The organism is Pseudotabrizicola formosa (genome assembly GCF_002900965.1).
GTDB lineage: Bacteria > Pseudomonadota > Alphaproteobacteria > Rhodobacterales > Rhodobacteraceae > Pseudotabrizicola > Pseudotabrizicola formosa.
The window spans coordinates 895,060-916,155 of the sequence record NZ_PJOM01000002.1; the positions used below are offsets into that span (position 1 = coordinate 895,060).

At 63.0% G+C, this 21,096-nt stretch carries 16 protein-coding genes and 1 tRNA gene; 11 read left to right on the plus strand and 6 right to left on the minus strand.

From position 1 onward, the window contains the following. Positions 1-26: 26 nt before the first annotated feature. The 6 genes from plsX to CXR43_RS08330 all read left to right on the plus strand — a co-directional run bounded on the left by plsX (position 27) and on the right by CXR43_RS08330 (position 4,840). Entirely contained in the window at positions 27-1,169 is a 1,143-nt protein-coding gene (plsX, locus tag CXR43_RS08305; RefSeq protein WP_103333527.1) for a phosphate acyltransferase PlsX, read from the plus strand. After that, entirely contained in the window at positions 1,166-2,137 is a 972-nt protein-coding gene (locus CXR43_RS08310) for a beta-ketoacyl-ACP synthase III (RefSeq protein WP_103333528.1), read from the plus strand. Before plsX ends, CXR43_RS08310 begins: the two co-directional genes overlap by 4 nt. Positions 2,138-2,240: 103 nt before the next feature. Next, positions 2,241-2,543 carry an integration host factor subunit alpha gene (ihfA, locus tag CXR43_RS08315; protein WP_103333529.1) on the plus strand — a complete coding sequence of 101 codons (303 nt, stop codon included), beginning with the start codon at positions 2,241-2,243 and terminating at the stop codon, positions 2,541-2,543. Positions 2,544-2,570: 27 nt separating this feature from the next. After that, the gene (locus CXR43_RS18035; RefSeq protein ID WP_246831314.1) at positions 2,571-3,539 is read left to right on the plus strand and encodes a MerR family transcriptional regulator; all 969 of its coding nucleotides are present in this window, start codon (positions 2,571-2,573) and stop codon (positions 3,537-3,539) included. A gap of 77 nt (positions 3,540-3,616) precedes the next feature. Next, positions 3,617-3,694, plus strand: a tRNA-Pro gene (locus tag CXR43_RS08325). Positions 3,695-3,769: 75 nt separating this feature from the next. Then, positions 3,770-4,840, plus strand: a complete 1,071-nt coding sequence (locus CXR43_RS08330) for a 2'-deoxycytidine 5'-triphosphate deaminase (RefSeq protein ID WP_103334124.1) — start codon at positions 3,770-3,772, stop codon at positions 4,838-4,840. 37 nt (positions 4,841-4,877) lie between these two features. Here CXR43_RS08330 and CXR43_RS08335 read toward each other — a convergent pair whose 3' ends face one another. From CXR43_RS08335 to CXR43_RS08360, 6 genes are all read right to left on the minus strand, one after another. Beyond that, positions 4,878-6,503: an alpha-D-glucose phosphate-specific phosphoglucomutase gene (locus tag CXR43_RS08335; protein ID WP_103333530.1), complete on the minus strand. Its 1,626-nt coding sequence runs from the start codon at positions 6,501-6,503 to the stop codon at positions 4,878-4,880. Continuing rightward, positions 6,500-8,626 (minus strand): glycogen debranching protein GlgX, encoded by a 2,127-nt coding sequence (gene glgX, locus CXR43_RS08340; RefSeq protein ID WP_103333531.1) that lies wholly within the window; start codon positions 8,624-8,626, stop codon positions 6,500-6,502. The genes CXR43_RS08335 and glgX overlap by 4 nt, the downstream gene beginning before the upstream one ends. Continuing rightward, positions 8,623-10,047 carry a glycogen synthase GlgA gene (gene glgA, locus CXR43_RS08345; RefSeq protein WP_103333532.1) on the minus strand — a complete coding sequence of 475 codons (1,425 nt, stop codon included), beginning with the start codon at positions 10,045-10,047 and terminating at the stop codon, positions 8,623-8,625. The genes glgX and glgA overlap by 4 nt, the downstream gene beginning before the upstream one ends. Before the next feature lie 78 nt (positions 10,048-10,125). Continuing rightward, positions 10,126-11,397: a glucose-1-phosphate adenylyltransferase gene (gene glgC / locus CXR43_RS08350; protein WP_103333533.1), complete on the minus strand. Its 1,272-nt coding sequence runs from the start codon at positions 11,395-11,397 to the stop codon at positions 10,126-10,128. A gap of 21 nt (positions 11,398-11,418) precedes the next feature. After that, positions 11,419-13,599, minus strand: a complete 2,181-nt coding sequence (glgB, locus tag CXR43_RS08355; RefSeq protein WP_103333534.1) for a 1,4-alpha-glucan branching protein GlgB — start codon at positions 13,597-13,599, stop codon at positions 11,419-11,421. A 43-nt stretch (positions 13,600-13,642) separates the two neighbouring features. Continuing rightward, positions 13,643-16,036, minus strand: a complete 2,394-nt coding sequence (locus CXR43_RS08360) for a glycogen/starch/alpha-glucan phosphorylase (RefSeq protein WP_168219783.1) — start codon at positions 16,034-16,036, stop codon at positions 13,643-13,645. A gap of 431 nt (positions 16,037-16,467) precedes the next feature. Here CXR43_RS08360 and CXR43_RS08365 point away from each other — a divergent pair, with 431 nt between their 5' ends. The 5 genes from CXR43_RS08365 (at position 16,468) to gap (CXR43_RS08380) (ending at position 20,930) form a co-directional block, all read left to right on the plus strand. Beyond that, positions 16,468-16,902 (plus strand): RrF2 family transcriptional regulator, encoded by a 435-nt coding sequence (locus CXR43_RS08365; protein ID WP_103333535.1) that lies wholly within the window; start codon positions 16,468-16,470, stop codon positions 16,900-16,902. A 162-nt stretch (positions 16,903-17,064) separates the two neighbouring features. Further along, positions 17,065-18,483 carry a VPLPA-CTERM sorting domain-containing protein gene (locus CXR43_RS18040; protein ID WP_103333536.1) on the plus strand — a complete coding sequence of 473 codons (1,419 nt, stop codon included), beginning with the start codon at positions 17,065-17,067 and terminating at the stop codon, positions 18,481-18,483. Positions 18,484-18,660: 177 nt separating this feature from the next. After that, positions 18,661-19,662, plus strand: coding sequence for a type I glyceraldehyde-3-phosphate dehydrogenase (gap, locus tag CXR43_RS08375; RefSeq protein WP_103333537.1), 1,002 nt, complete (start codon positions 18,661-18,663; stop codon positions 19,660-19,662). A 27-nt stretch (positions 19,663-19,689) separates the two neighbouring features. After that, complete coding sequence (locus CXR43_RS17875) at positions 19,690-19,839, plus strand: hypothetical protein (RefSeq protein ID WP_168219745.1); 150 nt, start codon at positions 19,690-19,692, stop codon at positions 19,837-19,839. A gap of 89 nt (positions 19,840-19,928) precedes the next feature. Then, positions 19,929-20,930 carry a type I glyceraldehyde-3-phosphate dehydrogenase gene (gap, locus tag CXR43_RS08380; protein WP_103334126.1) on the plus strand — a complete coding sequence of 334 codons (1,002 nt, stop codon included), beginning with the start codon at positions 19,929-19,931 and terminating at the stop codon, positions 20,928-20,930. The last annotated feature ends 166 nt before the right edge of the window (positions 20,931-21,096 follow it).

Here is a 21,096-nt window from a genome sequence, read left to right on the forward strand (position 1 = left end):
CGCAAGGCAACGGCGCAATCAGGCCTATGGCAAGCGGACTGCAAAATCCGGCGACAGACAGGCTTGAGGGCGAGGCTTTGACAGTCATATCGGTCGATGCCATGGGGGGCGACAAAGGGCCGGCGGTGGTTGTCGCCGGTCTTGGTCTGTCGGCCGCCAAGCACAGCGATGTCCACTTCATCCTGCATGGCGATTCTGCCACGCTGACCCCGCTTCTGGCGGCGCAACCCGGCCTGACTGGCCGGGTCACTTTGGTTCATGCCGAGCGTGTCGTCACGATGAACGACAAGCCCAGTCAGGTCATGCGCCATGGTGCCGGCACCTCGATGTGGTCTGCGATTGACGCGGTGAAATCCGGTGACGCGCAGGCCGCGGTGTCCTGCGGCAATACCGGCGCGCTGATGGCGGTCTCGATGGTCCGGCTGCGCAAGATTGCCGGTGTGAACCGCCCTGCCATTGCCTGCCTCTGGCCAAGCCGCAATCCCGGTGGCTTCAACCTGATGCTGGACGTTGGTGCCGGGATCGAGGCCGAGGCGGAAGACTTGTTGCAATTCGCCACCATGGGGGCCTCTTACGCCCGCAACGGGCTTGCGCTGTCGCGTCCCCGCGTCGGCCTGCTGAATGTCGGGACCGAAGAGCACAAGGGCCGGGCCGAGCTGAAAATCGCACATGACCGCATGGTCGAGGCCGCCGATGCCGGCGGCTTTGAATTTGTCGGCTTTGTCGAGGGCGGCGATATTCCCGGCGACCGGGTTGATGTCATCGTGACCGATGGCTTTACCGGCAACATCGCGCTGAAGACCGGTGAAGGCATCGCCAAGCTGATCGCAGACTTTCTGCGTGAGGCGTTCGGGGCGGGGATCTTGTCAAAATTCGCGGCGCTTCTTGCGCTGAACTCCTTGAAACGGCTGCAAAAACGCATCGATCCGCGCCGGGTGAACGGTGGGGTGTTTCTGGGGTTGAACGGCACGGTGGTGAAATCACACGGATCGGCCGATGAAACCGGGGTGGCGGCGGCAATCGGCTTGGCGATTCAACTGGCCCGCACTGGTTTTGTCGAACGTCTGGCGGCGCGGCTGGCCTCCACCGGCAAAAAGCTGGCAGACCGCTCCGACGAAGAAGACGTGGACGGGAAAGACGCGCCTGGGAAAGATTGGGCAACATCATGACGATACGGGCCGTTGTTGCGGGCGTGGGCCATTATCTGCCCGCCCGCGTGGTTGAAAATGCCGATCTGGAGTCTCTGGTCGAAACCAGCGATGAATGGATTCGCTCGCGCTCTGGCATTGAGCGGCGGCATTTCGCGGCAGAGGGCGAGATGACCTCACATCTGGCCAGCCATGCCGCGCGCGCCGCTTTGGCCGACGCCGGTCTGGTGCCGGATGACATCGATGCCATCATCGTGGCCACCTCGACCCCCGATCTCACCTTTCCCTCGGTCGCCACCATGGTGCAGGCCGAATTGCAGATGACCCGGGGCTTTGCCTTCGACATTCAGGCGGTCTGCGCCGGGTTTGTCTATGCGCTGACCACCGCCAATGGCATGATCCTGTCGGGTCAGGCCAAGCGCATTCTGGTGATCGGGGCCGAAACCTTCAGCCGGTTGATGGACTGGACCGACCGCACCACCTGCGTGCTGTTCGGCGACGGCGCAGGCGCGCTGGTGCTGGAGGCACAGACCGGCACCGGCGCCCCCAGCGACCGGGGCATTCTGGCGGGCGATCTGCATTCCGATGGCCGGTTCCGCGATCTGCTCTATGTCGATGGCGGCACCAGCACCGGCACAACGGGCCATCTGCGGATGGCGGGCAAGGAAGTCTTTCGCCATGCCGTTGAAAAGCTTGCCGAAACCGCGCATGCCAGCCTGGAAAAGGCCGGTCTGACCAGCGCCGATGTCGACTGGATCGTGCCGCATCAGGCCAATATCCGCATTATCGAAGGCACCGCCAAAAAGATGCAGTTGCCGATGGAAAATGTGGTGGTCACGGTGCAGGATCACGGCAACACATCGGCCGCTTCCATCCCGCTTGCCTTGTCGGTCGGACGCGCACGCGGGCAGATCAAGCAGGGCGATCTGATCGTGACCGAGGCCATCGGCGGCGGTCTGGCCTGGGGATCGGTGGTTCTCCGCTGGTAGGGCGACTTCACCAAGCGCTTCAACTGTCTGATCCAACTGTCTGATATTGACTCGCATTTCCGGACGGCGCATCCTTTGTATCAAATGCCGGGGGGATTTGCGGATGAGCGAAAAGACACTGACCCGAATGGACCTGTCGGAAGCCGTCTTCCGTGAGGTGGGTTTAAGCCGGAATGAATCGGCGCAACTGGTGGAAGCGGTGCTGCAACACATGTCTGACGCGCTTTCCGCCGGTGAGCAGGTCAAGATTTCCTCCTTTGGCACGTTTTCGGTGCGTGACAAATCGGCCCGCGTTGGCCGCAACCCCAAGACCGGCGATGAAGTGCCGATCAGCCCGCGCCGCGTGCTGACCTTCCGGCCGTCGCATCTGATGCGCGACCGTGTGGCTGCTGGCAAAAAGAAGTAATCCCATGACTGCAGGACCGCGCGGCGCATGACCAAATCGCCCGACGCCTTTCGTACGATCTCGGAAGTTTCAGAGCTTCTGGACATACCGGCGCATGTGCTGCGGTTCTGGGAGAGCCGGTTTCCGCAGATCCGCCCGGTCAAGCGCGCCGGCGGGCGTCGGTATTATCGTCCGGCGGATGTGGCGCTGCTGACGGGAATCAAGCGGCTGCTGCACGACGATGGCATCACGATTCGCGGCGTGCAGAAAATTCTGCGCGAACAAGGGGTTCGCTACGTCTCTGGCGTTGCTGACGACGGCGAAGATGACAATCTGGATGCGGTTGGGCCCCCGCCCGAAACGTCGCCCCCCCGCGCAGCGAAAACCGCAAGGATCATCCCCTTGCAGGCACCGCCGCGCGCAGAGCCTGTGGCAGGCGATGATCTGGCGGACGGCACCGATGACCTGCAAGGCGCGGGGATCAACCCGGTGGAGGAACAGGCCGATCTGGCAGAAGACGAGCTGCCGGCAGATCTTGCCGCCACCGTGGTCGAACCGCCACCGCCCGTGATGGCCCAAAGCCGGCCCGCTCCGGCAGAGCCGCTGCCGCCTGCCAAACCGCCCGTGCCCGAAGCCGAGGATCTGTTCTCGCGCCTGCCGATCGCCGAGCCGCCTTCCGCCAGCCCTCCGCCAGCAGATCCTGCCGCCGAGGCTCCGATGGCGGTCTGGGCCGATGAAAGCGACCTCACGCCCGATGGGGCCGAGGATACGGCGACCACCGCCCGCACGACAGGCGCGGCCGTGGTCACGCTGCGCCCCGCCGCCGAGCCACAGGGGCCAGCAGCGGCCGCGCCGCCGCGCGCCCCGATCCAGACCGGGCCCACCCTTGCGCAACGCCTGCGGGCCGTGTCATCCGATGATCTTGCGCCAGAGGACCGCCAGCGTCTTGCGCAGATCCGCGATCAGGCCCTGGCGCTGCGGTCACGCTTGTCCGGTCCGGTGCGGGCCCAAGGCTAAGCGCGCGTTTTTGGACAGGATCGTGATGCTTTCCCGCTTGTGCCGCCTGCGAATATCAGTATGTATCCCGGCATGTTCGGGCCGTAGCGCAGCCTGGTTAGCGCGTCCGTCTGGGGGGCGGAAGGTCGAGAGTTCGAATCTCTCCGGCCCGACCATCATCAAAACCGCCCGCTTGGCCCTGTGCCTTGCGGGCGGTTCTGTTTAAAGCATCTGGGGGGTTCAGAATGTCACTGACCGGAGTTCTTGCCGCCCAACATCTGCGCCAGATGATCGGTGATGGCGTCATCAGCGCCTCCCCCGCCATTCTGCCCGAACAGGTACAACCCGCCAGCCTTGATCTGCGGCTTGGCACCATCGCCTACCGCGTCCGTGCGTCTTTTCTGGCCGGCAAGGGCCGCCCGGTGGCGATGCGTCTGGCCGAGTTCGAGATGCACCGGGTGGATCTGACCGCCGGGGCCGTGCTAGAAAAGGGCTGTGTCTATGTCATCCCGCTGATGGAGCGGCTGGCCCTGCCCGCCGGATTGTCTGCGGTGGCCAATGCCAAATCCTCGACCGGGCGGCTCGATCTGCTGACGCGGACGATCACCGATGGCGGCACCGAATTCGACCGAATCCCCGATGGCTATGACGGTCCCCTTTATGCCGAGGTTTGCCCCCGCTCTTTTTCCGTGCTGGTCCGCGCCGGGCAGCGGCTCAACCAGATCCGGTTCCGCTATGGGCAGGCGGTGCTGTCCGACGCCGATCTGACAGCGCTGCACGCGCGCGAACCGCTGGTGAGCGGCACGCCGGTGATTTCCGAAGGTCTGGGGTTTTCGGTCGATCTGCGCCCCGAAACCGGCGATCTGGTCGGCTACCGCGCCAAGCCGCACACCGGTGTGGTCGATCTGGACCGCATCGGCCAGTATCCGGCAGCGGAGTTCTGGGAGGAGATCCGCACCACAGAGGGCCGTATCATCCTCGACCCCGGGGCCTTCTACATTCTGGTGAGCCGCGAGGCGGTGACAATTCCCCCCGATTATGCCGCTGAAATGGCCCCCTATCTGGCCATGGTCGGCGAATTCCGCGTGCATTACGCGGGCTTCTTTGACCCCGGCTTCGGCCATGCCGCCGCCGGGGGGGCCGGGTCGCGCGGCGTGCTGGAGGTGCGCTGCCACGAGGCGCCCTTTGTGCTGGAACATGGCCAGATCGTGGGGCGTCTGGTCTATGAACGCATGGCCGAACGGCCCGATGCGCTCTATGGCGAAAAGATCGCCTCCAATTATCAGGGTCAGGGGTTGAAGCTGGCCAAGCAGTTCCGCTGACCTTTGCAACGGCCAGCGGAACGCATTTGCGACGGACTCAGGTCACGACATCGGGCGTTTCGCGCCCGGTGAATTCGGTCAGCCGGGCAAGGCCGTGCGCGGCGCGGATCACCGGGGCCAGCGCCTCTTGCGGGTCAAGATCAAGCCCCTCCGGGCCAGCAGCATAGCGTTCCAGATAGACGCGCAGCGTCGCCCCTTCGGTGCCGGTGCCCGACAGGCGCATCACGATGCGGCTGCTGTCAGCAAAGATGATCCGCACGCCCTGCCTGGCACTGACCGAGCCATCGACCGGATCGGTATAGGCGAAATCATCGGCAGCGGTGATGGTCATACCCTCCACCACCTGCCCCGGCAAGCTGGGCAGGGTGGCGCGCAGCGCGCTGATCATCGCATCGGCCTTGTCACTGGTAATCGCCTCAAAATCATGACGGCTGTAATAGTTGCGGCCGTATTTTGCCCAATGCTCGGTCAGAATTTCGGCCACCGATTGCTTGCGCACGGCGAGGATATTGAGCCACAGCAGGATGGCCCAAAGCCCGTCTTTTTCGCGCACATGGTCAGACCCGGTGCCAAAGCTTTCCTCCCCGCAAAGCGTCACCTTGCCATCATCCAGCAGATTGCCGAAAAACTTCCAGCCGGTCGGCGTTTCAAACTTGGCAATGCCCAAAGCATCGGCCACCCGGTCGGCGGCGGCAGAGGTTGGCATTGAGCGCGCCACACCCGCCAGGCCCTGCGCATAGCCCGGGGCCAGATGGGCATTGGCCGCCAACACCGCGAGGCTGTCTGACGGCGAGACATAGATGCCCCGGCCGACCACCATGTTACGGTCGCCATCCCCATCGCTGGCGGCACCGAAATCGGGCGCATCCGGCCCCATCATCTCGGCCATCAGCTCATGCGCCCAGGTCGGGTTCGGATCGGGGTGCATGCCGCCGAAATCCGGCAGAGGGGTCGCATGGGTCACGGTGCCCTTGGCCGCTCCCAGCCGGTTTTCAAGGATCTCTACCGCATAAGGCCCCGTCACGGCGCACATCGCATCCATCCGCATGCGAAAGCCGCCCGCAAACAGCGCGCGGAGCGCAGGAAAATCGAACAGGGTTTCCATCAGCGCCGCATAATCGCTGACCGGGTCCACCACATCGACGATCATGTCACCAAGGGTCTGGCGGCCGACCCGGTTCAGATCGACATCCTGCGCCTCCAGCATCTTGTAGTCGGTGATCTCCTCGGTGCGGCGGAACATCGCTTCGGTCACGGATTCTGGGGCCGGGCCGCCGTTGGGCATGTTGAACTTGACGCCGAAATCTTCCTCGGGCCCGCCGGGATTGTGCGAGGCAGACATGATGATGCCGCCATCGGTCTTGTTCAGCCGGATCAGATGGCTGGCGGCCGGGGTCGACAGAATTGCGCCCTGCCCCACAATCACCCGGGCTGCGCCATTCGCTGCTGCCATCCGCAAAATCACCTGCGCCGCAACATCGTTGAAATAGCGCCCGTCGCCGCCCAGGACGAAGGTCTTGCCCGCAGCACCCACCACATCGAAAATCGCCTGCGTGAAGTTTTCCAGATAATGCCGCCCCATGAAGACGGGCGTTTTCTTGCGCAGGCCAGAAGTGCCCGGCTTTTGCCCGGCAATCGGTTGGGTCGCGACGGTGGTGATCATCTACTCTCTCCTTGTGCCGGCCCGTCGGCGGGCCTTGCGCGAAACATCAGCACGGACTGCGCCGGCAGCTCTGCCGGGGCCGGCCCGCTTGTCAGATCCGGACGGGTGCTGTCCAGCACCAGCTCCCATCTGGCAGAGCCGGGCAGCGAGAGCGGCACCCCTCCGCCACAATTGAAATAGGCCAGAACCGCATCATCCGACAGGTCAAAACCTTCAGCGGCCATCCGCAGTTCCACGCCCAGAGCGCGAAAGGCCGGATCATGCCAGTCTTGCGGCGCAGGGCTGCTGCCATCGGGCTTGTGCCAGATCACATCGGCCAGCCCATCCGTCGCGCGTGCGCGGGCATGCAGGAACCGCCGCTGCCGCAGCACCGGATGCGCCCGGCGCAGCGCGGTCAGACGCGCGATGAAATCGATCAGCCCAGTGTCGGGCTGCGACCAGTCCAGCCAGGTCACCGCATTGTCCTGCGCATAGGCATTGTTGTTGCCGCCCTGGCTGTGGCCCAGCTCATCGCCGGCCAGCAGCATCGGCACGCCCTGGCTCAGCATCAGCGTCGCCATCAGGTTGCGCTTGCGCAAGGCCCGCGCCGCCTGCACGGCGGGGTCATCGCTTGGCCCTTCGACGCCCATATTGTCGGAATGGTTGTCGGAATGACCATCGCGGTTGTCTTCGCCATTGGCCCAGTTGCGCTTGACGGTAAAGCTGACCAGATCCTCCAGTGTAAACCCGTCATGCGCGGTGATGAAATTCACCGAAGAGGTGGCGGAGCGCCCCGAATGGTCAAACTGCTCCGAGCTTCCCAGCAGCCGCTTGGCCAGATGCGGCGTCATCCCCGGATCGCCGCGCCAGAACCGACGCACCCCGTCGCGGAACTGGTCGTTCCATTCGTGGAACGGATGCGGATAGCCGCCCAGTTGATAGCCGCCCGGGCCGATGTCCCAGGGTTCCGCAATCAACTTCACCCGGCTCAACACCGGGTCTTGCCTTATGGCATCAAAGAACCCGCCATTGGGGTCAAACCCATGCGCCTCACGCCCCAGCACGGTGGCCAGATCAAAGCGAAAGCCATCGACATGGCAGGTTTCCACCCAATAGCGCAAGCTGTCCATCACCATGCGCAGCACCATCGGATGCGTCAGGTTCAGCGTGTTGCCAGTGCCGGTGTCATTCACATAATGCCGCCCGCCATCCGTCAGCCGGTAGTAGCTCGCGTTATCCAGGCCCCGGTAGCACAGCGTCGGCCCGAATTGGTCGCCTTCGGCGGTGTGGTTGTAGACCACATCCAGAATGACCTCGATCCCCGCCACATGCAGGCGGCGGACCATGGTCTGAAACTCCCACAGCGCGCCGCGCGCCATATAGCGCGGCTCGGGCGCAAAGAACGCCAGCGTGTTGTAGCCCCAATGGTTGCGCAAGCCGCGTGCCACCAGAAAGCGGTCGTCGGGAAAGGCCTGCACCGGCAAGAGTTCCACCGCCGTGACGCCCAGTTTTTGCAGATGCGCGATCACCGGATCAGAGGCCAGCGCAAGGTAGCTGCCGCGCAGCGGCTTGTCGACGCCCGGATGCAGCTGGGTCAGGGCCTTGACATGCGCCTCATAGATCACCGTCTCAGAGCGCGGGGTGCGCGGGGCGGCGTCATCGCCCCAGGTGAAAGACGTGTCGGTGACCACCGCCTTGGGCACGGCAAAGGCGGAATCGCGGGTGTCAAACGACAGATCGCCGCGGCTGGACCCGATCTTGTAGCCCATCACCGCATCCGACCAGCGCAAGCGGCCCTCCAGCGCCCGGGCATAGGGGTCCAACAGCAACTTGTGCGGGTTGAACCGGTGCCCGCGTTCGGGCGCATAGGGCCCATGCGCGCGCAAGCCGTACACCGTGCCAGGGGTCAGCCCGCCGACATGCAGGTGCCAGATATCGCCGTCACGGTCCCGAAACGGCAGACGCGCCATTTCCTTGCGCCCATCGGGCGAGAACAGGCACAAATCGATCGCGGTCGCATGAGCAGAAAACACCGCGAAATTGACGCCGTCCCCATCAAAACTTGCCCCCATCGGCCAGGGCCGGCCCGCCGACAGCGCATGGCCCGGCAGCCGCGCGGCCAGCGGCGCAGGCCCCGCTGTCATCCGCGCACCTTGTCATAAAGCGCGGCATAGGCGGCGGCAGAGGTTTCCCAGCCCACCGGATGGCGCATGGCATTCTTCTGCAACCGTGCCCACAACTTTGGCTGGGCATGGATCTCGACCAGCTTGGTCAGCGCCTGACCAAAGGCCAGCGCATCGGTCGGGTGAAACACCACCCCCGTCGCCACCCCAGCCGCAAGCGTGGCGGGCGTGGCCCCGATCACCGTATCGGCCAGCCCCCCCGTCGCCGCCACCACCGGAATTGTGCCATAGCGCAGCCCATACATCTGGGTCAGCCCGCAAGGTTCAAACCGCGACGGCACCAGCACGGCATCCGCCCCGGAAAACAACTGGTGGCTCAGATCTTCGTCATAGCCGATCTTTACCGCCACCCGGCCCGGATGCTCCCCGGCCAGCCGGCGCATCGCATCCTCCATCTCCGGCTCGCCAGATCCCAGCACCACCAGCCCGCCGCCTGCCGCCACAAACTCGGGCACCACCTGCGGCAGCAGGTCAATGCCCTTCTGGTGGGTCAACCGGCTGACCACAATGGCCAGCGGTCCGGGCACATCGATTCCGAACCCCGCGCAAAGCGCTGCCCGCGCCTGCACCTTGCCTTCGGGCGCCTTGGCACTGAACGGCACCGGCTCGCGGTCCGGCGACCAGACCCCGGTATCCACGCCGTTCAGAATGCCCGATACCCGCGCCGCACGCGCAGCGATCACCCCCTGCAACCCCATGCCGAATTCGGCCCGCATCAGCTCTGCCGCATAGGTGGGCGACACCGTGGTGATCCAGTCGGCTGTGATCAGACCCGCCTTCAGGCTGGACAAGCCGCCGTAATATTCCAACCCGTCCGAGTAGAACTGCTCTCCCGGCAGGCGCAATTCATTCAAAAGCGTCACCGAGGCCCAGCCCTGAAACGCAATGTTGTGCACGGTCATCACCGATCTGACCGCGCCCTTGCCGCGATAGGCGAGATAGGCCGGGGCAAAGCCTGCCTGCCAGTCATGGGCGTGCAGGATATCGGGCTGCCAGCCGGCAACACCGTCCTGCGCCATGCGGGCGGCCATCCAGGACAGGGCGGCAAAGCGCTGCGGATTGTCCCACCACTCGCCACCCGGCCCGCCATAGGGCGTCCCCTCGCGGTCATAGAGATGCGGCGCATCAAGCAGCAGCAGGTCGATCCCCTCGACCTTGCCCGCATAGACCACGCCCTCCCCGCCGAACAAACCCTGCTCGGTCCAGACCGGAGTCATCTGCGCGCACAAGGGGCGCAGGGCGCGGTAGGCCGGAATCAGCACCCGCATGTCCCAGCCCACCGCCGCCAGGGCAGAAGGCAAGGCCCCCACCACATCGGCCAGCCCGCCGGTCTTGATGAACGGCACGCATTCCGATGCGACTGACAGAACCCGACCCTTCATCACACCCCCTTTATCTGTTCCCAAATATCCTCGGGGGTCCGGGGGCAGACAGCCCCCGGGGTCACCCCGGGACCCGCCCTATGCCAACACCCGCGCCCGCGCATCCAGCATGTCCTGCGTGATCAGCACGATCCCGCTTTCCGTCCGGCGGAACCACTTGCCATCTTCCTCCGGGTCCTGTCCAACCACAAGCCCCTCGGGGATGATAACCCCCCGGTCGATCACACAATTCTTGAGCTCCACCTTGCGGTTCACGCACACCTGCGGCAGCGCCACCACATGGTCCAGCGTGCTCCACGAATGGGTGCGGCAGCCGGTGGACAGCAGCGAATTGCGCACCTCCGACCCCGAGACGATACAATCCCCCGCCACCAGCGAAGACACCGCCATGCCACGCCGGCCTTCGGTGTCATGGATGAACTTGGCCGGCGGCAGGATTTCGGCATAGGTCCAGATCGGCCAACTGTTGTCGTACAGATCCAGCTTTGGCACGAACTCGGTCAGGTCGATATTGGCCTGCCAGAAGGCATCGATCGTGCCCACATCGCGCCAATAGGGTTCATCCTCCAGCCCCGCCGTCACGCAAGAGTCGGCAAACTTATGCGCCACCGCCTTGCCGTTCTTCACGATCTGCGGAATGATGTCATTGCCAAAATCATGGCTGGAATTGCTGTCTTCCGCATCGCGGATCAACAGATCACGCAGCAGATCCCAGTTGAAGACGTAAATGCCCATCGAGGCCAGTGCATTGTCGGGGTCACCCGGAATGCCGGGCGGATCGGCGGGCTTTTCCAGAAACTGGGTGATGGTCATCTGGTCATCGACATGCATCACGCCGAATGCCGTTGCTTCCATCCGCGGCACGGTCAGGCAGCCGATGGTCACATCCGCCCCCGAGGATACATGCTGTTGCAGCATCACCTCGTAATCCATCTTGTAGATATGGTCGCCCGCCAGGATGATCACATATTTGACGCCGTAATCATCCACGATATCAATGTTCTGCGTCACCGCATCGGCGGTGCCCAGATACCATTTCGTCTCATCCACCCGCTGGCTGGCGGGCAGGATATCAAGGTATTCGTTGCGTTCGGCGCGGAAGAACCCCCAGCCGCGCTGCATGTGGCGGATCAGGCTGTGCGCCTTGTATTGCGTGGCAATCGCCATCTTGCGGATGCCGGAATTGAGCGCGTTGGACAGCGCAAAATCAATGATCCGCGTCTTGCCGCCGAAATAGACCGCCGGTTTGGCGCGGCGGTCTGTCAGTTCTTTCAACCGGCTGCCCCGGCCCCCCGCCAGAACAAATGCCATGGCCTGCGACGACAGCCTTGTATTCGGTTTCGCCTTCATGATCCCTCCCCTTTGCCTGCTTTACGCAAGCCCCCCCTGTTTCAGATAGACCGCCGACAGCGGCGGCAATGTGACAACCGCCGACCATGGCCTGCCGTGGCACTGCACCTCCTCTGCCGTGACCCCGCCCAGATTGCCACGATTGCCGCCGCCATAGGCAACGGAATCGGTGTTCAGAAGTTCCGCCCAATCCCCGCCTGATGGCAGGCCAACGCGGTAGCGCCGATCCACCGGCGTCATGTTGACCAAGGCCACCACGGCCGGATCCCCCTCCGCCCCCTTGCGGACCCAGGCATAGACGCTGGCCTCGGCATCATTGCTCTCGATCCACTCAAACCCTTCGGGCCTTGTGTCATTGCGGTAAAGCGCAGGGGTTTCGCGGTAGACGCGGTTCAAATCGCGCACCAAAGCCTGAATCCCGGAATGGGATGGAATTTCAAGCTGATGCCAGTCGAGGCTCTGATTGTGGTTCCACTCCGCCCCTTGGGCAAATTCGCAGCCCATGAAGAGCAGTTTCTTGCCCGGATGCGCCCACATGAACCCGTAATAGGCGCGCAGGTTGGCAAATTTCTCTTCCCCGTCGCCCGGCATCTTGGCCAGCATGCTGCCCTTGCCATGCACCACCTCATCATGGCTGATCGGCAGGATGTAATTTTCCGACCACGCATAATGCAGGCCAAAGGTCATCTGGTGGTGGTGATATTTGCGGTGAATCGGGTCCTTTTCCATGTAGGACAGGGTGTCGTTCATCCAGCCCATGTTCCACTTGAAGCCAAAGCCCAGCCCGCCGTGGTTGACCGGGCGGCTGACCCCCGGAAAAGCGGTGCTTTCCTCGGCGATCGTCATGATACCGGGGGATTCACCATAGGCCACCACATTCATGCGTTTGAGCATGGCGATGGCTTCGTAATTCTCGCGCCCGCCATCGCGGTTGGGCACCCATTCCCCGGCCTTGCGGCTGTAGTCGCGGTAGAGCATCGAGGCTACCGCATCCACCCGCAGCCCGTCGATGTGGAATTCCTCCAGCCAGTACAGCGCGTTGGACACCAGATAGTTCTGCACCTCATTGCGCCCGTAATTGTAGATCAGCGTGTTCCAATCATTGTGGAACCCTTCACGCGGATCGGCATGTTCATAAAGCGGGGTGCCGTCAAACTGGCCAAGGCCATGCGCATCGGTGGGGAAATGCCCCGGCACCCAGTCAAGCAGCACGCCCAGACCCTTGCGATGCGCGGCATCAATGAAGGCACGAAATTCCGGCGGGGTGCCGTGGCGGATGGTGGGCGCAAACAGGCCCACCGGCTGATAGCCCCAGGACCCGTCAAACGGGTATTCGCTCACGGGGAGCAACTCGATATGGGTGAACCCCATATCGACTGCATAATCAACAAGTTGCTCGGCAAGCTCAAGGTAGCTCAGCATCCGGTCCCCCGGCGCACGACGCCACGAGCCCAGATGCACCTCATAGACCGAGATCGGAGCCTCGACGATGTGGCGCGCGGCCCGCGAGTCCATCCAGTCGGCGTCATGAAAGTCGCCGGAAATTGTCCTGATAACAGAGGCATTTGCGGGCGGATGTTCAGACCCGAAGCCAACCGGATCGGCCTTGAGCGGCAAGAGCTGCCCGCCCGGGCCGCGCAATTCGTATTTGTAGGTGGCCCCTTCGCCCAGATCGGGCACGAAGGTCTCCCAGACGCCCGTGGCCCCGCGCCGCCGCATCGGGTGGCGCCGCCCGTCCCAGATGTTGAAATCCCCCACCACCGACACCCGTTCGGCATTGGGGGCCCAGACCGCGAAATGGGTGCCCTGCACCCCTTCATGCGTGATCACATGCGCGCCCAGCACCTGCCACAGGCGCTTGTGGGTGCCCTCGCCCAGCAGGTATTCGTCCAGCTCGCCCAGCACCGGGCCAAAGCGGAACGGGTCTTCAAACTCCCATGTCGTGCCCTGCCCGCTGGCGCGCAGACGGTAGGCCGCCTTGCGCGGCAGCGTGGCGACGAAAAGCCCCTGTCCCCAATGGGTTGCAGCCGTTTGTTGACCTGCTTTCCCGGTCAGCACCCAAAGCTGATCTGCCCCCGGGACAAAGGCTGTCACCTGCCATGTTCCGTCCCGCTTATGCGGACCGAGCACCGAAAACGGGTCGCCATGCCGCCCTTCGACGATGGCAAGCGCCACGCCGTCGTCGATCAGATGTTCGGCCATGCTGTCTCCTCCCAAAGTCAGCCCCCCCGGACCGGCCCCGGCGCTACAGCGCCGATGACACGTTCCAGATGTCTTTCATATAGCTGCGGATGGTGCGGTCAGAGGAGAAGAACCCCGACCGCGCTGTGTTCAGGGCCGCCATCCTTGTCCAGTTGTCACGGTCGGCATAGGCGGTATCGACCCGCGCCTGCGCCGCGTCAAAGGCATCGAAATCGCTGGCCACAAGGAAATAGTCATGGTGCCAGACCCGGTGCACCAGATCGTGGTAGCGGTCCGGCTCTTCGGGGCTGAAGCGTCCTTCGGCAACCATTTGCAGCACATCCTGCAAGGTCTGGCTGGCCTCGATCGCCTTGCGGGCATGATCAGGGTCTTGCCGGCGCGCCATCGCCTCTTCGGTGGTCATGCCGAACAGGAAGAAGTTCTCGATCCCAACCTCTTGCAAAATCTCGACATTCGCGCCGTCGAGCGTGCCGATGGTGGGGGCGCCGTTGATCATGAACTTCATGTTGCCCGTGCCCGAGGCCTCCTTCCCGGCGGTAGAGATCTGTTCGGACAGATCCGCCGCAGGGATAAGCCGTTCAGCCATCGACACGTTGTAATTGGCCGGATAGACCACCTTCAACAGATCACCCGTGACAGGATCATTGTTAATGACCTGCGCCACATCATTGATAAGGCGGATGATTTCCTTGGCGACCGCATAGCCCGGGGCGGCCTTGCCACCAAAGATCTTGACCCGTGGCACCCAATTGGCCTTGGGATTTTGCCGGATTGCCTCCCAATGGCCGATGGTCTGCAGGATGTTCAACAACTGACGCTTGTATTCGTGAATCCGCTTGATCTGCACATCGAACAAGGCATCCGGGTTGACGGTGATGCCTTCATGGCTGGCCAGCCAATTCGACAGCGCCACCTTGTTCGCGCGCTTGGCTGCATCAAATTCTGCGCGGAATGCGCTGGTTTCAATAGGCTTTTCCAGATCCTTGAGCAGATCCAGATCAGCCTCCCAGTCCGAACCGATGGTATCGGTGATCAGGGTGGACAGCGGCTTGTTGCACATCTTCAGCCAGCGACGCGGGGTCACCCCATTGGTCTGGTTCACAATCCGGTCGGGGTGCAGCGCATGCAGTTCCGGAAACAGGTTCTTCTTCACCAGATCAGAGTGCAGCGCCGAGACGCCGTTCACCTTATGGGCCATGATGAAGGCCAATTCGCCCATCCGCACCTCATGATGCTTGACGATGCCGATGTAATGCGGACGGCCCCGGTGTTCGGTCTTGTGCCAGTGGTCGATCTGCTCGACGATCTGCATGTGGCGCGGCAGCACATTGCCGAAGGTGAAGGTGGCCCACCGCTCCAACGCTTCGGGCAGGAGCGTGTGGTTGGTATAGCCAAGGCAGTTGCGCGCCACCGGCAGCGCCTGATCGAACGGCATGCCATGCTCATCCACCAGCAGCCGCACCAGCTCTGGCCCGGCAATCGCGGGATGGGTGTCATTCATCTGGATCGCCACATGATCGGGCAGCTTGCGCAGGTCGGTCTCCGACGCAAGGAAGCGGCGCAGGATGTCTTGCAGCGCGGCGGAGGTCAGGAAAAACTCCTGCTTCAACCGCAACTCCTTGCCCTGATAGGTGGTGTCATCGGGATAAAGCACGCGTGACAGGGTGCGGGCCAACGCCTCCGGCTCAGCCGCAGCGGCGTAATCGCCGCGATTGAAGCGATCAAGGTCGAACATCGTGGTGGGCAGCGCCCCCCAAAGGCGCAGGGTGTTGGCCCATTTGCCCTGCCAGCCCACAACCGGCGTGTCATAGGCCGAGGCGACCACGGTCTCACTTGGCACCCAGACCTCGCGCCCGGCCTGCTGTTCCATATGGCCCTTGAACGGGATCACATAAGCCGCCTCGGGCCGGGTGAATTCCCACGGGTGATCCTGCTTGAGCCAGTCTTCCGGGGCTTCGACCTGACGCCCGCCTTCAAAGCGCTGGCGAAACAGCCCGTGTTCATAGCGGATGCCGTAGCCATAGGCCGGGCAGCCCAGCGTGGCCATAGATTCCATGAAACAGGCCGCCAGCCGCCCCAGACCGCCATTGCCAAGCGCGGCGTCCGGTTCATCCTCGATGATCGCGCGGAAATCCTGACCGAAACCGGCCATCGCCTCTATCGCCTGATCGCGCAGGCCCAAGTTGACGGTGGCATCTTCCAGAATCCGCCCGATCAGGAATTCCATCGACAGATAATAGACCCGCTTGTGCCCGGTGGCCCAGGTCTTGCGGGTCGAGGCGAACCAGGGTTCGACAATCTGATCCCGGATCGCGAAAGACAGTGCCATACGCCAGTCATAGAGGCTGGCATGTTCGGCATCCTTGCCCAGCGTATAGGCCAGATGACGCAGGATATTGGCTTTCAACGAGGTCGGAGCGGAGCTGAGATCGTTCATCGGGTTCCACAGGTTGGGGTGGCAAGACATCTGCCTGAGGCTAGACCCATGGCCGTCGGGGTCAAGCGCCCGCAGTTTGCCATTGATCTTGCCCGGGCGCGATGTCGCAGAAACTGCCTTCACAGTTACCGCAATCACCATCGGAACGCACGGATTTAAAGTGCCTTACTTTCAGATATTTAAAATTCTCAAAGCGCTTTGAAGACTCGCCCGTGGACAGAAAATGACACGGCCGGTGACAAACCCTTGCGACGGCCCCTGTGCCCAATCTGCGGGCAGCAGGTCTGTTTGTGCGGCAGGGGCTGTGTCACCCTGCCGGGCCTCGCGCAGTGGCCTTTGGCACTGGATTGATCTGGATCAAGGCTCGTGCCGTGCCACTTGCGCAGTATTAACACTTATCCGGCACATCTTTTGGCGCAGACACCCCCCATATGCGACTGACCACACGCACCAACCTCGCCATGCGCACGCTGATGTTCTGCGCCGCCAACCCGGACCGTATCGTGCGCAAGCGCGAGATCGCGCTGGCCTGCAATGCCAGCGAAAACCATCTGGCCCAGGTGATCCACTTGTTGGCCCAGACCGGCTATCTGCGCACCCTGCGCGGCCGCACCGGCGGGCTGATGCTGGGGTGCAGTGCCGCCACCATCACCGTAGGCGCAGTGTTCCGCCAGTTCGAGGCTTGCCTGCCCTTTGCCGAATGCTTTTCCAGCACTGACTGCACCTGCCCGCTGGTCGGGGCCTGCCGGCTGAAGGCCACGCTCGCCACGGCGCTGGAGGGATTCTATGCCGGGCTTGACGCGGTGACCCTGGAAGATCTGATGCGCGACAACACCGGCCTTCTCCGCTTGCTCAGCCTCGGGTAACCTTGCTGTTTGGCACGAACCGGCGCACCCGTTTCCGAAACGGAAACGTCACAAAAGCTTCGCCAAGCCTGCATCTTTGCGTCACGCAAGACGATCAACCCTGCGGCGATACCGGAACCGGCTGGCGGCCTGTGCTGCAGCCAATCAAGGAGATTGCCCAGGATGCGTTCGTCCGCATGTTTTACCACCGCTCTTGCCAGCACGGCACTGGTTCTGCTGGCCCTGCCCCAGGCGGGCCATGCTGCGCCCTGCAGCTTTGGCATTGATCCGCTTGCCCCCACGGTCACCTGCGGCGCGCCGGACAGCGATCCGGTCAGTTCGGCACAAGATGGTCTGGCGGTTGTCGTCACCAGCACTGGCAGTGTGACCAGCACCAACCGCAACACCCCTCCGCTGGCCCTCGGCGGCACCACTGTCAGCGTCGTCAATGACGGCATCATCGACAACTCTGACACCCGCAACAACACAGATGCCATCCAGGCCACCGGCAGCGGCCTGACCATCGTGAATTCGGGCAAGATATCCAGTGGCGACCGCGCCATTCACGCGCTGGACGGCTTTGGCGGCGGGCTGGTGGTGACCAACCTTGCCGATGGGGAAATCACCTCGCGCCGCCAGACCATCCGCACCGAAGGCTCGGCCCCCGGTTCGGTCGTGACCAATTACGGCACCATTTCTTCGCTGGAAGGCCGCGCTCTGCAATTGCGGGGCCAGGGCACCAGCGTAACCAATTACGGCACGCTGATCGGCGGCGAAGAGGTGATCGAGGCGCGGGACGATTTCAGTCTGGTCAATTACGGCAGCATCAAGATCCGTGACGGGGTGGAAGATCAGGATGGCGTGCAATTCGCCTCTGGCACTGTCCTCAACCACGGTCTTATTCAGGGCAGCGACGACGGCATCGACATCGACGAAGGCACGATCACCAACACCGCGACCGGGCGCATCATCACCACCGGGTCCGGTGGCAATGGCATCGACATCGACCCGGAGTTTGACAACAGCCGCGATCCGCTCCGCCCCTCCGGCACGGTCACCATCATCAACGCCGGTTACATCGAAGGCCCCTCGGCCATCGGCACCGACCCGGCCGCGCAGAACCGCGTGGAGGTCTACAACAGCGGCACGCTGGTTGGACGGGACAGCCCCGCCATAGCATTGGCACCGATGCAAGGCGACAGTCTGGTTTCGCTGAGCCGTGACAGCCAGGTGTTTGGCGACATCCTGTTTGGTGGTGGCAATGATGTGCTGGAAATCAAGGCGCTGAGCGCGGGCTTTTTGTTTGACGGGCAGGCCGATGGCGGCGCGGGGCAGAACACTTTGCGGCTGACCGATTACCTGCTGGCCGATATTGCCAGCTTCTCGCTTGTCGATGGTGTGGTGCAGTTTGCGCTGACCAGCGTGGCGGGCGAGACGCTGGGACGCTTCGTCAACTTCGACACCTGGCTGCTGGGGGATGGCACCCGCTATGCCACCCGCGATCTGGCCGCCCAATTCGCGCCGGTACCGCTGCCTGCCGGCCTGCCGCTGATGCTTGCTGCGCTGGGCGGGCTGGCGCTGCTGCGCCGCCGCACAGCCTGAACCTGCGCGGGCCGCATCCGGTTTGCACCGGGATTCGGCCCCTTGCCCAAGGGCGCGGCATCGTTAGCGCAAACATCAATGGTTTGCGCTAACATCATGATTGTAATGCGTTTTTGATCTTTGCACAGTGCTTTGCGCCCTGTATCTGAGCGTGGAGCATTCAGGCAGGAGCGCGCCATGACCATCACCGTCGCCATCAATGGCTTTGGCCGCATCGGGCGCTGCACTCTGGCCCATATTGCGGAATCAAACCGCAATGATGTGCAGGTGGTGGCCATCAACGCGACCGGGCCGATTGAAACCAACGCGCATCTGTTGAAATATGACTCGGTGCATGGCCGCTTTCCCGGCGTGATCAAGGTCAGCGGCACAACGCTGGATCTGGGGCGTGGGCCGATCCGGGTGCAAAGCAGCTATGATCCGTCCGAGCTGGATTGGGACGGTGTGGATGTGGTGCTGGAATGCACGGGCAAGTTCAACGACCGTGACCGTGCCGCCGTGCACCTGACGCGGGGGGCCAAGCGGGTGCTGGTCAGCGCGCCCGCCAAGCGCGCCGACATGACGGTGGTCTACGGCGTCAACCACCGCGCCCTGACGCCCGACCATCACGTGGTATCCAACGGATCTTGCACCACCAATTGTCTGGCACCGCTGGCCAAGGTGCTCAATGACGCCATCGGCATCGAGTCGGGCATCATGACCACCATCCACAGCTACACCGGCGACCAGCCCACGCTGGACCGCCGCCATGCCGATCTGTACCGCGCCCGCGCGGCCAGCATGGCGATGATCCCCACCACCACCGGGGCGGCCAAGGCGCTGGGCGAAGTGTTGCCGGAACTGGCCGGAAAGCTGGATGGCACCTCGCTGCGGGTGCCCACCCCCAATGTCAGCGCGGTAGATCTGACCTTCATCGCCGCGAAATCGGTGACGGTGGACGAGGTGAATGCGATCGTGCGCGAGGCCTGCGCCGGCTATATGGGCATGGTGATGGCCTATGATCCGGAACCCAAGGTCTCTATCGACTTCAATCACACCACGCAGTCGTCTATCTTTGCCCCGGACCAGACCCGCGTTGTTGGCCGTTCGGTGCGGGTTCTGGCCTGGTATGACAATGAATGGGGCTTTTCCTGCCGCATGGCCGATGTGGCCGGTGTGATGGGGCGGCTGCTGCACTGACCGGGGGAAGGTGCGCCCCGACTGGGGATGAATGTGACCGACCGGATTGCCCTGAGCCTTGGCCTGATCATCATCGCGGCGGCAGGCGCGGACATTGCATGGAACGACGCCAGCGCGTTGCTGTTTCTCTCGATGAAATTCGCGGATATGGTGGAATGGTCGGCATTCTGGCGCTGAATGCGCCAGTCTGCCGTTGATTTTTGCCGCTGACTGGTGATGTTAGCGCTAAACGTGACATGCGAGTCGCTTTTCATCAGGAGATTGCCATGACGGTCAAAGTTGCCATCAACGGGTTCGGGCGCATCGGGCGCAATGTGTTGCGCGCCATCATCGAATCGGGCCGCACGGATATCGAGGTCATTGCGATCAATGATCTGGGCCCGGTTGAAACCAACGCGCATCTGCTGCGCTTCGATTCGGTGCATGGCCGCTTTCCCGGCACCGTGACCACTGGCGACGACTGGATCGACGCGGGCCGCGGCAAGATGCGGGTGACCGCCCTGCGCAACCCGGCCGATCTGCCATGGTCGGATGTCGATGTGGTGATGGAATGCACCGGCATCTTCACCAGCAAGGAAAAATGCCAGGCCCATCTGGAAAACGGCGCGAAACGCGTGCTGATCTCGGCCCCAGGTGATGGTGCAGACAAGACCATCGTCTACGGCGTGAACCATGACACGCTGACATCGGATGATATCATCGTGTCCAACGCGTCCTGCACCACCAACTGCCTGTCGCCGGTGGCATACGTGCTGAACAACGTGATCGGCATCGAAAAAGGCATGATGACCACGATCCACAGCTACACCGGCGACCAGCCGACGCTGGATACCATGCACAAGGATCTGTACCGGGGCCGCGCCGCCGCCCTGTCGATGATCCCCACCAGCACCGGGGCGGCCAAGGCCGTGGGACTGGTGCTGCCCGAACTGAAGGGCCGGATGGACGGCTTTGCCATCCGCGTGCCGACGCCGAATGTCTCGGTCGTTGACCTGAAGTTCATCGCCAAGCGTGAAACGTCGGTGGAGGAGATAAATGCCGCGATCAAATCGGCCGCGGATGGCAAGCTGAAGGGCATTCTGGGCTATACCGAGTACAAGAACGTCTCGTCAGACTTCAACCACGACCCGCATTCTTCGGTGTTCCATATGGATCAGACCAAGGTGATGGATGGCACGTTCTGTTCCATCCTGACCTGGTATGACAATGAATGGGGCTTTTCCAACCGGATGGCCGATACCGCAGTGGCGATGGGCAAGCTGATCTGATCCCGCACGGGCGGGCCGCGGACAAGCGGGATATCTCCACTGGGCGCAGGCAAGAAAGCTCGAGCCGCCACATAGTCGGCCCGCTCTTGCCTTGCTTGTACCCAAATCATGCATGGCAAAGACATATTGCCGGTTGAGCGAATCATCAGACGATCCTAGCGTTTTC